The sequence below is a fragment of the Bacillus sp. ISL-4 genome, from assembly GCF_018613275.1.
In the GTDB taxonomy this organism is placed as follows: Bacteria; Bacillota; Bacilli; order Bacillales; family DSM-1321; genus Peribacillus; species Peribacillus simplex_E.
Window position 1 is genome coordinate 18,132 of sequence record NZ_JAGGQN010000020.1, and the last position, 14,785, is coordinate 32,916.

Sequence of the window (14,785 nt, forward strand, 5' to 3'; positions counted from 1 at the left end):
TTCCTGAAGAAAAAGGAGAAGTAACTTACTCTTCTGTTTTTATTTTTACAAAAAAATCTACCCTAAAAACTGACCACACACCTCTATATTCTATTCCATCCACTTTTTGTAGAGGGCATCAAATTTTCCCTGTACCTTCATTTCATCCATCCACATTTCCAAGTAGCTTGCATAAATGAAATCACCTCTCGGGATCATATAACCTTTTTCACTGTTTGTGAATGGTTTGTCAGTTTGAGCCGCATACAGTCTGGGATCAGCTTTTGCATACAGCATTGCTTCTACTGTGTCAGTGATCATGACATCATACGTACCATCTGCAACAAGATGTGGGATATCAAGGTTGTTTTCTACAACGGTTACGTTAGCTTTACTTAGATACTGACGGACAAATTCTTCGTTTGTTCCGCCTGGATTTACGCCGATGCGTACAGATGGCTTGTTAATATCCTCAATGGTAAGATACTTGTCTTTATCTTCTTTGCGAATTAAAGGCACCTTACCGAATGAAAGGTAACCTTGGGATACATAAGCGCTTTTTTGTCTCGTTGTATTGCGAGTCACACCGCCCACTGCGATATCGAATTTGTCCGCTTCCAGGTCATTCAACATCGCAGGCCATGTGGTAGCGACAAATTCCACCTTCACACCAAGGTCTTTGCCAAGTTCTCTGACAGCGTCCACGTCAAAGCCTTCATACTCATTTGTTTCCGGATTCAAATAGGTAAAAGGTTTGTAGTCGCCGGTCATTCCTACCCGAATGTATCCACGTTTGATTATTTCATCAAGCTGGGAAGCCTCGACTTTTTTCAAATGCCCTGGGGCCTTTTCTGATGCCGGTTCAGCCGAGACGTTTTGCGAGGAGATCAGATCGTGACCGACGTACCCTGTACCTAGCAAGGATAAGCTGATCACTCCAGCCATTAGTGTTTTTTTCCAATTGTTAAACATGTGAATTTACCTCCATTTTTTTCTATATTTTTAATTAATCTACCAATTATTAAAAATACAACAAAATAAATGAATCACCTTCTAAAACAAACACTTTTTTATATTAAGGTTAAATTAGCGCAACAGTTAATATGAAAAGGACTGCACATTTTAGACATTTCTAAAATGTGCAGTCCTAATTTAATTATTTGTGGAGCTGAACCACCTGTTAATTCTATAACCAAAAAAGCAATCAATACGGAAGCTCCGGATCTTTATCTCGTTAGTTGCAGTATATTCATACAAATTCCGAAATGCATTTCTTCAAATGAGGAACTTATTACTTTGCACAAACAATGAAACTATTTAATGAATTCTCATTTCCATTTGATGTGTTCATCAATTCATAATAACTAGTTATCAACGTTTGTATCATGGAAGGAACTTTAATAAATTCTGCACGTATACTATTTGCATAACTTTTTTCCCATTGACCGTCTTGTAATAAGGTTGCATCGACTGTAAGTTGTTTCACCACTTCAAAATTTGCTTGCTGGAGTAGCTGGTGTATTTGAGTTTTATGAAACAAGTTTTGGATATTTCCTTCATTCTTTACGAAGTTTGAATACAATGCCAGAATGGAAACTGCACAAAAATGGGAACGTTGCGTAATGCAGGTAAAATCGAGGTCCCATTCTGCAAAACATATATGTTTTGCTAAACCACGAATTTTTCTAAAGTAATTCAATAAATCTTCTGGTTGCTTGAAATACCATGAACAATGGGATAATACTGCCACATCAAATGGTATAGTTGATTCAAAAAAATCAAAATCCATTTCGAAATGGAAGTCAATACGTTCTCCTATTAGAGATTTCTTAATACGTTCTGTTGCTTGACCTAAAGTTAACGGTGCTCCGTAATCGGGACTAGCAATATCTATTGCGACAACACATCCGTTTTCTCCTACTGCGTCGGCTAATGCAACGGTTGTATCCCCCTGCCCGCAACCTATTTCTAATACACGCATTCCTTTTTGAATCCCAAATGCTTTTACTAATTCCAAACGGTGCTGCAACTGAACTTGTTGTATCAAATCATCCTCAAATAATTGATATTTCGATAAAAAGGATATTGTTTTTTCGTTTAGTTGAAATGACTTCAAGTATAATTCACCCCACATTTATTGTGCATTGGTTCATCAACAATGAAAAGGCTGCCCCCAGCAATCTCCCTTATTGAAGTAAAGCACCCGTCACAAAAAACGAACATCTCTACTTTGGCTAAACCATTTATGCAGTTGGCTAATATGAGCTTGATGATATCAATTATGATCTACTATGTGCCAAATACCCCTAGTGGCTTCGTTACCATTTTCATATTCAACTTGTTGATTTAATTGTTTATCTGTTAACTGGTAGCATAAAGATTTAATCATGCTTATAACATCGCCATGATATCATTTATGAGTACATCCAGGGAAATGCCTTTAAGTTGTGGTAACTGGTTGTTTTCATCTAACATTGGTCCAAATTTCTCTTCAAGTTCCAACAGTATTACCTTGGATATCTACCAATATTATACTTTAAAAGACAATATCCAGTTATTGAACTAAACTGCCCCTCATACCCTCCTTTAACTAACCTGCCCTGTTTGCTCCATAAGAAAAGGAGCTGCCAAAGCAACTCCTGTTTAAAGTAATATTATATTTCACGATTTTGTGGAGGTAATTATCAACATTACCGGCAAGGAGGCTTGGCAGACAGTCGGCGGAAATGTCGCTTATTTCGGGAATCAACTGGAACGTTTTTAAATAAAATAAAATGCAGGCAAACTCTCTTTTCTTCGAGTTTTGTCTGAGTTACATATTATTAATTCTTTTTTTATATAAATGATAATTGGATTATAAACGCTTCCTCCGCTTTTTTATGCTTAGTAAAACCAAAAGAAGAGGCAAGTATAAAACAAGGAAGGACACGCTGTATGGATTGATCAATTTATTTAATATAAATAAGGAATCGACATCGAAAAAGAATATATTGACGAGTAGTATGATTATGGACATTACCCATAAGGGATACTTTTGTTGGACGTTGAATAAGCGCTTGACACCCCTGCTGGCAGCCCACAAAGGAATGACCATGTTAGATATAATAACGATGTTCCACCAAGAAACAGTTATGTATTCGAAACGTTGAATAAACGGAAATTCAATGACACTGGTCAATGAGAGTGTTGGCCATAGGGTAAGGACCAACTGGTCCTGTGAATAAAAGACTGTCGAAACAAAATAAAGTAATAGGATCAATAACGTAGTAGTCAAGGCTCCTCTATGAGCATATTTTTGTGATGTTTCAGGATTTTTGATGAACGGATAAAACATCAGGATCATTTCAAAACCAAGCATTGATAATGAAGTACTTCTGGTTCCTTTCATTATTTCGATTAACGTATGATCGAAAACAGGGAGAAAACTGGTGAAATCAGCGTATTTAAAACCATATAGAGGTACAAATAAAAGCCAGGATGAAACAATTACACTTAAAAAGGCAATACCCGTAATGGTTCGGAACCCTCCCGTAATGATGTAATAAATCAGGACCAGGAAAACCAAAGCAAATGCCCAAGAAGGTACCTCTTCAAACATCCAAACATGAATGACATTTATATAGCCGATTATGATCGTCATTCCAAGGGCGAAAAAGTACAGAATGAATAAGAGACTAAAGAAATTCCCAACCCATTTACCCAATGCATTATTATTAGCAGAAATGATATCACCGGGAACAATACTGAAAATCTTATATATAATCCAAATTAATATATGAACAATCAGTCCGGCTAGGAGTATGGAGATCCAGCCATCCGTCCCCGTCGCCTTGGCTAAATCTCTTTGGAAGTTCAACACGCCTAATCCTGTTTGCATGGAATGCAGTAAAAAAAACACATAGAATGGCGATACCTTATACTTTTCATTCACACCAGCTTGGTTCATAATGTACCCTCATTTATATCACCCGTATTTCCTATGTTAATAATCTGGCTTATACAGGAGTAATTTATTCAAAGGATACAAACAGTACAGTTCGAACCTCCCTCAATAAACTAATCACAATCACACGACTGCTCTAAAAGGAAGGTTACATTCCTATTTGAGTCGGTATACAATTCTACCTAAAAAACTGATTCACTATAAATACATAAAAATACAGTGTAAAATCGAGAATTTTTGAATTTACACCATTAAGTCTTTTTTAAAGAAATTCTTATTTAGATTTGAAACTTAGGAAACCATCGTCAACAGGAATTGTTTGACCATTAATTTCGCTATCTCCTTCACTAAACAAGAACGTAACTACGCTGGCCACTTGCTTCGGTTGGTTGGATGAGCTTCCCCGCATATGCTGTGCAGCTAGAGCATTTTTCACTTCTTCATTGTCACCAAGTATTGACGTATCAGTGAATCTTGGAGCAACCCCTACAACTCGGATACCGTGTTCAGCTAACTCTAATGCCCCAGATTTAGACATTATAATCACAGCTGCCTTAGCTGCGTTGTAATTAAAGCTTCCAACAGCTGCCATGTTCCATAGATTGATGCTGTATTAACGATAGTTCCTTTTACATTTAATTCAACCATTTTTTTAGCATGGGTAACGACAAAGAGAGGTACCCCCAAGGAAGTGATCTCACTATTATGTGGGCCTCTGACCCTTTGGGATAGCCTCTCATTCTTAAGCAGTTTTACTTATTTTCAGATTCATTTTTGCCCATGCCTTCAGCTAATTGTTCAAATGATTTAACCTTACCATGTGGATTCTGCGATTGTTTACGATCTTTCCATTGGCGTTCTTCTTGTCGCTTAGATTGAGTCATCTAAATAAGCTCCTTTACATAAAGTTCAGTAAACAGTTTAAAGCATGAAAAGCCTCTACCCTTTGTACTCGGTGCAGTCATCACTTATCATCAGTTCGAGTCTAGCAAGTATTAATTAATGCATGCCTTTCCACTCACCTTGATTTTTAGATGCTTTTTCTTTTTTTGCTTTATTTTTATGTGCTTGATTAGCTTTTGCACTGCCAAATTCTTGAGAAAATTCTGAATCAGTTTTGCTTGAATTGAATCCTTGTTTGTTCTTTTGGTCTGCATCATTTTTCTTTTTTCGTTTTGCCATGGATACCCCTCCTTCTTATTTTTAGTATGAGATCAGAAAGAAGAAATATACCCCGAATTAAAACCGTTAGTAACATGAATCTGTCATGTAATTCGGGTAAAAGCCAAAGTGAATAATACGTTCCGGTTCGGTTATTTTATAAGTTACATACCTACAATGTTGCCGTTTTCACATAAGGTGTTTGAAATTAACTTAACACCAGAATTTCTTGACTTGTTTTTTTCCATTAATGACAACAGACTTCCCATTTATATGTTCCTTATCATCCTTCCATCACTGATGTTTAAAGTGTAAGTATTATTGACTTTAGCATGCTAGGTCTCCCGTTTTTTCTAAGATATTTATGACAGCTTCCCTCTTCAGATTATCCTTAACTTTCTTTTTCCATTGTTCCCGTTTGTTTTTTTTGCTTATTTTCATTAACCATCAAGGTCCTTATGCTTTTCCCTTTAAACCGTTTTGACAAAACAGGTTACAGTAAAATTAGTGTTCGGGTACAAGCTTTTTAGTAAGAAATAACAAACGATAACTAAGCAAGGGTTTTCCTCATAAATATTTTTTATGTTATGATAGTTAGATTGTTTATCTACCCTGTGACACATTTACATTCATCTAAGAAAAGAGGTATTTATGCACGACACAGAATTATCCAAGCGACATTGGTTACTCATCTTAACACTTACTTTATTAACATTTGTTCTCGGGACAAGCGAATTTGTTATCATCGGGATCTTAACCGATATTTCCTCGAGTCTCCATATTACAAATGCAAAAGCAGGTACACTCGTTTCTGCGTTTGCGATTACGTTTGCCATTGCGACACCACTCGTGATGTCGGCAACAAGCCATTTTCCAAAACGTAAATGGATGTTGTTTTTGATAGGTTCGTTCATCATCCTGAATGCTTTGTGCGTATTTTCGACGAGCTACATCATGCTCCTTGCTCTTCGGATGATGACCGCGATCGTAACAGGAGTTTTAATTTCGCTTGCCATGATTGTTGCAAGCGAAACCATGCCAATCGCAAAACGTGGACTTGCTATATCATTCGTTTTCGGTGGTTTTACTCTTGCAAATGTTATTGGGGTACCAATAGGCACTGTCATCGCTGATTGGTACGACTGGAATGCAACCTTTCTGTTAACTACTTTTCTCGGTGGAATTGCGTTTTTGGCATCTTTTTTCATTTTGCCTACTATGCACAGTACATTTCGCAGTTCAATGCGTGAGCAATTTTCTTTGTTAACACACCCACGAATCTTAATGGCTTTTTTCATTCCATCTCTTGGATTTGGTGCAACGTATGCCGTTTATACGTATCTTGTTCCGATCTTGAAAGGAATGGAAGCACCAAGTAATTCAATTAGTTTGATCTTGTTTGGCTACGGATTTATTTCCATTTTCAGTAACATACTCGCGGGTAAAATTGCAAGCCACAATGCTATCGGACGCCTCCGGTTTGTTTTTCTCGTTCAAGCAATTGTTCTGATCAGTTTATATTGGACCACAGATAACTTAATCTTTGGATTGGTTAATATTAGCTTGATGTCATTAATGGCCATCCTTTTAACAACATCTACCCAGCTTTATTTGATAGATCTTGCCGGCATTTATCAACCAAAAGCTACTGGACTAGCTGCTTCACTGATGCCAGTAGCAAGCAATGTCGGTATCGCCTTTGGTTCTGCATTAGGCGGAGTTGTTTACCATCAGGGAAATTTGATGAGTGTTACATTGGTAGGTGGGTTGGTTGCTATCTTTGCAAGTCTTCTAACTTTCCTAAGTCATCGCTTAGACCAAAAACAAACGAAACTAGCATAAGAGAGAAGCTTTGAGCGCCTTGGTATGCTTCCTATGGTACCTGCAATGGTATAATAAACGAGTAGTGAAATTGCAGCAGTGAAACAATGTGGTATTTAATACAAGAAACCTGCCCAAAAACCCTTCCAAAAACTTTTTGGAAGGGTTTTTCTCTGTTTATGTTAATCAGGCAAAATTCTCTTTAAAAGTACGTAATTCCAATGAAGCAACTTATTAATACAGGCAACGATTGACACGTTGGCAGGTTTTCCATTGAATTTTTCTTATCATATTATTCTATTAGAATTAATTACCTAATCGCAACCCGCTTAATATTAAATCATCCTTTATATACGCAAGATGTTAAAATTTAAGTACTTGTTCACCGTCAACTTTGTCCACATCGCTATAATCCTGGATTTTCTGAACAAGATTATTGACTAATTAAATCTTTCTTGATTTATATTCATACCTTCATAACATCTTTTTTGATAAGAGCAGCTTTTGCAAACTGTTAAGGAATCCGTTTTCAAATACTTTTTGGGTTCTTGTAAAAGATTCTTGATTATGTTGAGATATTCCATTCCATCCGAAACATCCTTCAAGGTAGGAATATAAGTTTCTATTTTACCTTCCATAAGCGAGAATATCTCTATTCTTTCCGGTGGCTGACCAAATGTCTTTTCACAAAATACCGAAATCATATTACTGAATAAAAGGTTCATTTCTTCATGTGTATCAACTAAATATTTCTTTATGATGAATGAGTTGCTTGACCATTCTGCTACTTCAAAAGTTGTTAGGACAGAACTCAATAATACTCTCTGCTAGTCTACTTTCTCCAGCTGTAATACCGCCTCTGAAGTAGGATATTCCTTTAACAACAATAAAAAAACCTTCCAATTTTCCTCCTCTACTTACTAACCAAATTCCTCCATGCAGTGTCATAGCTTCGCTTGTTATTCGAATCTAAGTACAACCAGCCTTAAACATGTTTCTGGCGGACAATTTACTTCACGGGATTAAGTCCCACACACCCGTATGTCCTACCCTGGCTACTGATAAAATAGATTCTATTAAAAAAAGGTCAACCAGTAATTTTACTGGACGACCTTAGAATACGAAAGTATCCGTTAGTTCCATAGCTACTTACAGTTTTTGATATTACTTCTTAATATAGTGGGTCCCAATTTTTCAGTTTTTGAATTAGAAAGACGCACATGCACTTCTACATTTTCCATCTTCGCTGTAATTTCATCAAATCTTCCAGCCCAAGTTGGACTATCTTTTTCTGGAGTAGGATAAAGGCTGAAACGCCAACTAATTTCGTCTGGTATAAAAGCAAAACCTTCATAGCTATCGTAATTCCCATAAGAAGATGGTTCTGGAAGGTGTACCCCAAGAATACTTATATTCGTTCGTGCAAAACTTGGTGGGCGCAACTGCACTTTATAAACCAATGCTGTTCCCTTTGAATTTGTAAGCTTTTTATCAATTGGATCCAATACGATACTACAAGGCAAAGTTGTTGCATTTGTTTGTATAGGAGAAATGACAAAAGTTAAGATAATAAATATGCCCAAAACAATTTGTTTCATACCAACACCTCTTTCAATTATTTTGGTTATTTTACCCTCATTATGATCTAAATATAGATAGTCCTTATTCAAATAACCTGCCTCTCTAGTTGCATAAGAAAAGGAGCTGCTGAACAGCTCCTGGTAATAAAGTTTAAAGCACCTTATTTTGTTTAAGTACAATTCTTGACAATCTCTCGAGTAACATTAACAAAAATATCCATTTAAAACTCACCTCTAAGAACTAAAGGTGAGGTGAGATGATATGAAATCAACCAAGTTTAACATAATCCCCTACTTTAATTTGATTCTTTTCAAACCATCCAAGATTCACTTCAATTGCATAATGATATGATATTTCTGGATCATAGGTAGGGCATATATACTCTTTACAAGGCTCCATATCAAGTATTTTCAGAATTTCCCCAGCTGAGTCAAGAAAAGCAATAGATAAAGGAATTAATGTGTTTTTCATCCAAAAGCCACCATATATTTCTTCTGAAAACACAAATAACATCCCCTCATTTTCGGGTAATTTCCCAACAAACATTAAGCCCTTTTCTCTTTTTCTTTGAGTATCTGCAACTTGAACGGTTAATCTAATTTCCTTGTTTCCACTAAGTATTTTTATCATTTTTCTTTTTATTATATTTTTCATGTTCACTCACCTTTGAGTATTATTATAAGCAGGAAAGAAATTTAAGGTCTTTTTAAAAAAAGTTCATGAGATTGAAATTATCTTTTTTCGAAAAAACGTCTATTCCCTAATAATAAAAAGGAAGAAAGTTGAGATAAAACGAATACAAGATGAAAAAAATAACTAACGAAGCACCGTTTCACTTCTAATACTTATTCTATGATTTAAAATTTAATACTCTGTTTCAATAATCACAGCAACAATATGAAAGCACAGACGTGGTATTGGAAACCTTTCATGAACTTAATTAAAGCTTGCGAAATGGAATTATTAGTTGTTAACGCACAACATAGGAAAGCTGTCCCTGATCGAAATCAGCGAGAATTGCGTAAGCTTGCTCCATATCGCAGAAGTATTATTGAAGAATGAGCTAGACAAATAATCAAATTAAAAAGGTGCTTGACAAATATCAAATTAGGCTCTGTAGAGGGTAAAAAGAGCAATGATCACCACCACTAGTTAAGAAACTTTAGTAATTTCGGCAAGTCTCCAGGATGGAACCAGTTCGGGGTATGCAAGCTAAATAAAATATATCTTTATAACAATACTATGCAATAGTTAAATATGGGGAAGTTCTTTTGTTTGAATGTTGATTTTATGTATTATGTTAAATGTTCTAGTTTTACGTTTTAAGACTTCATCTTTAAAAGTTCTTTTCTTATTTGACTTTTCTCATCGGGGATGGCCTCACCATGACCGTCAATAAGGACCCTTTTAAAAAACCCTCCCCATTTAGCACCTTTCATAAGGTCCATCCTAGGGCCTGTACAACTGTACTACGTAACGTCATACGGTATCAGCAAGGCTACTATTTAGGGGGGATTTGGAGAATTGGATTGGAATAGTATATTATATGCTCAATATTCCAATTAGTGTCGAATAGTAATAAATATCAGCATCAGCCCCATATAACCTAACACGCACACCCCCTTACCCAAACCATGTTGGGATTCAACGCGGAAAGGCCTAAGGACGACCTACCGGAATCTTGATTTCTAGTAGAGGATTTATGACTCCGAAAGGCTGTGTGCTAGATTTAGAAAACAATACTAATCTAATGATAGACAAAAAAGGGTCCGCATTTCTTTACACAATGAATGCTGACCCTGGTTTTTTATGAAGATCTCTGAATGCCTTATTTAAAGCATTTTATTGATACTTCGCATAAAGTCTTTCATAACGATGGATAATTTCCCTTTCGCTTCCTTCATCGAGCTTCCTTTAACACCGAAATAAAATTTAATTTTAGGTTCTGTTCCGGAAGGTCGTAAACATACCCATGTGCCATCTTCAAGAAAGTATTTTAATACGTTCGATTTTGGGAGCTTGATGGCCTCTTTCCTATTTGACGCAAACATGTATTTTTTCCTGCTGAGATAATCCTCTTGAACCACTACTTGAAGACCAGAGATTTGATCTGGTGGATTTTCACGGAATTCATTGAGAATCGCTTCAATTTGTCTGGCACCTTCAATTCCTTTTAAAGTCAACGATTGCAAACCTTCCAAGTAATATCCATACTTATCGAAAACATCCAGTAAACCTTCGTACATCGTTTTGCCTTGCTTTTTGTAATAGGCACAGACTTCCACTGCCAGAATAGTAGCCTGTATGGCATCCTTATCTCGAGCAAAATCTTTGATTAGATATCCATAGCTTTCTTCATAGCCAAACAGGAAAGTATGTTCTCCACTTGTGTGGTATTCATTGATTTTTTCAGCAATGAATTTAAATCCAGTTAAAACATCTACGGTTTTTAAACCATTTTGCTCAGAAATCGCCCTTCCTATTTCTGAAGTCACGATTGTCTTTAATACGACTCCACTTTCTGGAAGGGTCCCTTTCTTTTGTTTCTGTGAAATTATATAATCCAAAAAGAGAGCGCCTGTTTGGTTGCCTGTTAATACGACATAATCTCCAGCATTATTTTTCACGCTAATTCCGAGCCTATCCGCATCCGGATCGGTGGCAATCAATAAATCAGCGTCGACGCGGTTTCCAAGTGCAATGGCCAATTCAAAAGCAGCATGTTCCTCTGGATTAGGCACTTTAACAGTAGGAAAGTTAGCATCGGGCATTTCCTGTTCTTTAACAATATGGACATTCCGATATCCTAGATCATGCAAGGCACGTTTTACTGAGTTATTAGCTGTACCATGAAGCGGTGTAAACACGAGCTTTACATCGATTTCGTCTGCTAACTTTGGATTTTCCGGAATAGTGAGCAAACGCTCATTATATGCAGTATCCATCTCCTCCCCGATGATTTGAATGAGTCCTTTGTCCTTTAGGATTTCTTCTTCCTCAACTACAATGGAAAGCTCACTTTCAATCGCATTCACGTAATTAATGACTTGATCCGCCGCTTCGGGAGGTAGTTGTGCCCCGTCAGATCCGTACACTTTATAACCATTATATTCAGGCGGATTATGGCTTGCTGTAATGACGATACCGGCAAATGCACCCAGCTTACGTACGGAAAAAGAGAGCTGTGGGGTAGGCCGTAATTCATCAAATAAATAAGCCTTAATTCCCTTTGTTGCCAAAGTCTTGGCTGCTTCCAATGCAAATTCGGGAGACTTATGTCTTGAATCGTATGCAATTACGACTCCCCTTGATTTTGCCTCGTTTCCAAACGATTGAATATACTCAGCAAGTCCTACAGTCGCTTTTCGCACGGTATAAATGTTCATCCTATTCGTACCTGGACCAATTTCCCCTCGCATACCACCCGTCCCGAATTCCAAATTTTTATAAAAGGCGTCTTCAAGTACTATTTCATCATCCTTCATTTCTTCAAGCAATAAACGTATTTCATGATTTAAATTGGGGTAACTTGTCCAAATATCATACAAATGCTTCCAGCCCATTAAAATACAGCTCCTTCCAGTTTTGCTTTGTTTGGCATTTCTTTACCCTTTGATCTTAGTACACATTGTAGGAGATCAATTGAGTATGAAAACCAAATGTCCTCCCTCCAAAGTTGTTGATTACGATTTATTAATATTCCCAACCAATTCTTTGGAAAGAGCGTCATTTGTTCTTCATTACTGCTTTTTTAAGAAGAGCGAAAAATTACGGCTGGTTTCGAAAAAATTCAGTTGCGAAATCTTGAATAATTACAAATTTCTTTTATGATATCGGGATCCATATCTTTTGGCAGCTGTTTATTGGAAAGAATTGTACAGCACTTTCCTCTATACCATCCGGTTTTAAGGTTCCTTCGATAATTTCATTTGTTTTATAATAAGCGTTAACAGAATAGAATTGATCAAAAAAATAGTTCAAGCCTGATAAAACTTTTTAAAATTGTAATCCACCAATCGTTAAACTTGTTTCTTCTTTTACTTCTGGCAATGCAGTTAATGATTCTCCTTACTCCATACGTCCCCCTGGTAATCCCCGTACTTTTGTATCTGTTCGAAATTGTAATGAAATCTGCACAAGTGGATTAAATATTAATACTTTTGCCCCTATTAAAATCAATTGCATTTTCCCACAAACTTCGTAGATATTCAATATAACCCATGACACTCCTCTTAAATAATAAACTATTGGGTATCCGGCTTGTTTTTTCGTAACTGTTTTTAAGTTTTCCTTACTTGATTTATTTTTTCTTTTTTTTCGTTTTCTTTTCGTTTACCGCTTTCTGTTCCGTTTCCGCTTTCTGTTCCGTTTCCGTTTTCTATTTCGTTTTCTGTTCCGTTTCCGTTTCCGTTTTCTGTTCCGTTTCCGTTGTATTAACGAGAGAATATAATCTTTGTTGCTCCATAATTTGTTTATTGATATCAAAGTTTTCTTCAATGACTTTCCGTGCTCTTTCCGTATAGTCGTTCCAAACCTCTGGATGTTCTAAAAAGAATTGTATGCCTTTCGCTAACTCAATATCATTTTTTTCTGGAGCTAGGTATCCTGTTTTCTGGTGTTCAATTAATTCAGGGATTCCCGCATGTTGAGTGGAAACGACAGGTAAACCGCTAGCCATTGCTTCTTTTAAGGCATTAGGAATGCCTTCGATATCACCATTTTTAGCAGTCTGACTTGCAAGGCAAAAGATATGAGCTTTTTTCAATTCGTTCGAAACTTGTTTTGAATCCATAGCTCCTCTAAGAATCACAGCATCTTTAAGGTTAAATTCTGTAATGACCGATTTAATTTTATTCTCATCTTCACCTGTTCCAATAATATGCAGTTTAGCATTTGGATATTGTTTATAAATCCTTTTAAATGCTTTTATAAGAGTAATAAATCCTTTTTTGTCTACAAGTCTACCTACAGATAAAACTCTTATTTCGCCTTCTATAGGTAGAGTGGGGGTAGAATAGGCGAAAAGATCCAATTCGATACCACCATATAACACATGAATTTTATCGTCCGGAATTCCAAAACTTCTTAATCCTTGTGCAAGATATTGGCAAACAGGAAAAAAATGTGCACCATGTTTAATTAATGATGAATATCGCTTAGCATTTTTTTTAAAAATTTCTGGTCTGTCAGAACCATCGCGCCCTCTAATGCTAACAATCAATGGGATATTATATTTTTCACATACAGGCAAAATTTCTTGTCCATGTCTTCCGTGATGAGCATGAATGGCTATGATTTCTTGTTCTTTGAAGAAATTTTCTAGATCTTTAATCTTGTTTAAATTATAGTAGTTTTCAAAGGGGAATTCTGTATGGTTGGTATTTTCGAATGGGCCGATTACAATTGAGCGATAGCTACTTATTTTTACGATTTGATTATATATAAAACGTTGGTGTGTTTTAATGTTTTCACTTACAAAATAAGCAATGGTTTTCATCCTGCCTCAGTCCCTTTTACTAGAAATTCATATTTGCTCTTCTCGCGTCCTGCTAAAACTAATAGTTCTTGATAATTGCCTAATTTTTTTATTTTTCCTTGCTCTCCAATTTGTTTCACTTGCTTGTGAAATTCATGAGTGAACATGGAATCAGCTATATATATATCTTTGTATGGTAGGTCTTCAGAACAAACGTTAAAGTAGTTTTCAAACAGAGGATTTAATTTTAATAGAGGATCTTTTGTAGACTTACATGTAAGGTACCTCATGAGAAAATCTATATACTCCTTAAGAGCTTCCAATGGTGTTTTCATATTTTCAGGGTTCAAATTACTTTCTCCTTTTATTAACTTACAGATTTATAATTAATCTTTTTGCATGCATGTTATTTACCCTTCTCTTTTTTTGATTTTGGATTTTTACACATTATATTTTTATTTATTTTGAACTGTACTGCCATGCACACTTCAAATCTACTTATATCGAATCTGTCTCCATTTATCGTTTTCACATAGACATTTTCTAATTTTAATGGTATTCGTTAATTGCCCTTTCATACCAACTCAAGGATTTTTTAAAAAACAAGAAAAAATAAATGGCGTCAATGACAGCTATATTTGATGGTGGATCGTTTGATTGTTTTCAACGTTATTGAAACTTGACCTATGCCGGTTATTTTTTCTCAAGGCCTGACGCCATTACCTTATCTTTTGTTATTCTTATCAAATAGAGGTGTTTGAAGTTTTTTTTACCTTTCTGACTGAAGCAGAGATTCCATCATTATTTTTTATCCACTAAAATCC

13 protein-coding genes are annotated in these 14,785 nt (G+C 36.0%); 1 reads left to right on the forward strand and 12 read right to left on the reverse strand.

Annotated features, from left to right (window positions below):
• Positions 1-90 precede the first annotated feature (90 nt).
• From J7J00_RS15710 to J7J00_RS15730, 6 genes are all read right to left on the reverse strand, one after another.
• Entirely contained in the window at positions 91-951 is an 861-nt protein-coding gene (locus J7J00_RS15710) for a transporter substrate-binding domain-containing protein (RefSeq protein WP_214792017.1), read from the reverse strand.
• Positions 952-1,270: 319 nt separating this feature from the next.
• On the reverse strand, positions 1,271-2,095 hold the full coding sequence (locus J7J00_RS15715; RefSeq protein ID WP_286201388.1) for an SAM-dependent methyltransferase: 825 nt from the start codon (positions 2,093-2,095) through the stop codon (positions 1,271-1,273).
• 738 nt (positions 2,096-2,833) lie between these two features.
• Positions 2,834-3,925 carry a GerAB/ArcD/ProY family transporter gene (locus J7J00_RS15720; protein WP_214792021.1) on the reverse strand — a complete coding sequence of 364 codons (1,092 nt, stop codon included), beginning with the start codon at positions 3,923-3,925 and terminating at the stop codon, positions 2,834-2,836.
• A gap of 271 nt (positions 3,926-4,196) precedes the next feature.
• A complete protein-coding gene (locus J7J00_RS15725) occupies positions 4,197-4,514 on the reverse strand; it encodes an SDR family NAD(P)-dependent oxidoreductase (RefSeq protein ID WP_286201389.1) in 318 nt (105 codons plus the stop codon).
• Positions 4,515-4,674: 160 nt separating this feature from the next.
• A complete protein-coding gene (locus tag J7J00_RS28140) occupies positions 4,675-4,806 on the reverse strand; it encodes a DUF6254 family protein (RefSeq protein WP_220127011.1) in 132 nt (43 codons plus the stop codon).
• Positions 4,807-4,921: 115 nt separating this feature from the next.
• Complete coding sequence (locus tag J7J00_RS15730; RefSeq protein ID WP_214792023.1) at positions 4,922-5,104, reverse strand: hypothetical protein; 183 nt, start codon at positions 5,102-5,104, stop codon at positions 4,922-4,924.
• A gap of 630 nt (positions 5,105-5,734) precedes the next feature.
• Between J7J00_RS15730 and J7J00_RS15735 the strand changes: the two genes are divergently transcribed.
• Positions 5,735-6,925, forward strand: a complete 1,191-nt coding sequence (locus tag J7J00_RS15735) for an MFS transporter (protein ID WP_214792025.1) — start codon at positions 5,735-5,737, stop codon at positions 6,923-6,925.
• A 419-nt stretch (positions 6,926-7,344) separates the two neighbouring features.
• Here the strand turns inward: J7J00_RS15735 and J7J00_RS15740 are convergent, their stop codons facing one another.
• From J7J00_RS15740 to J7J00_RS15765, 6 genes are all read right to left on the reverse strand, one after another.
• Positions 7,345-7,608 carry a hypothetical protein gene (locus tag J7J00_RS15740; RefSeq protein WP_214792027.1) on the reverse strand — a complete coding sequence of 88 codons (264 nt, stop codon included), beginning with the start codon at positions 7,606-7,608 and terminating at the stop codon, positions 7,345-7,347.
• A 441-nt stretch (positions 7,609-8,049) separates the two neighbouring features.
• Positions 8,050-8,502 (reverse strand): YoqH family protein, encoded by a 453-nt coding sequence (locus J7J00_RS15745; protein WP_214792317.1) that lies wholly within the window; start codon positions 8,500-8,502, stop codon positions 8,050-8,052.
• Between the two features lie 250 nt (positions 8,503-8,752).
• The gene (locus J7J00_RS15750) at positions 8,753-9,139 is read right to left on the reverse strand and encodes a DUF192 domain-containing protein (RefSeq protein WP_214792029.1); all 387 of its coding nucleotides are present in this window, start codon (positions 9,137-9,139) and stop codon (positions 8,753-8,755) included.
• A 1,178-nt stretch (positions 9,140-10,317) separates the two neighbouring features.
• Positions 10,318-12,048: a phospho-sugar mutase gene (locus tag J7J00_RS15755; protein ID WP_214792031.1), complete on the reverse strand. Its 1,731-nt coding sequence runs from the start codon at positions 12,046-12,048 to the stop codon at positions 10,318-10,320.
• 815 nt (positions 12,049-12,863) lie between these two features.
• The gene (locus J7J00_RS15760) at positions 12,864-13,982 is read right to left on the reverse strand and encodes a glycosyltransferase (RefSeq protein ID WP_214792032.1); all 1,119 of its coding nucleotides are present in this window, start codon (positions 13,980-13,982) and stop codon (positions 12,864-12,866) included.
• Entirely contained in the window at positions 13,979-14,311 is a 333-nt protein-coding gene (locus J7J00_RS15765; RefSeq protein ID WP_214792034.1) for a hypothetical protein, read from the reverse strand. Before J7J00_RS15765 ends, J7J00_RS15760 begins: the two co-directional genes overlap by 4 nt.
• Between the last annotated feature and the right edge of the window lie 474 nt (positions 14,312-14,785).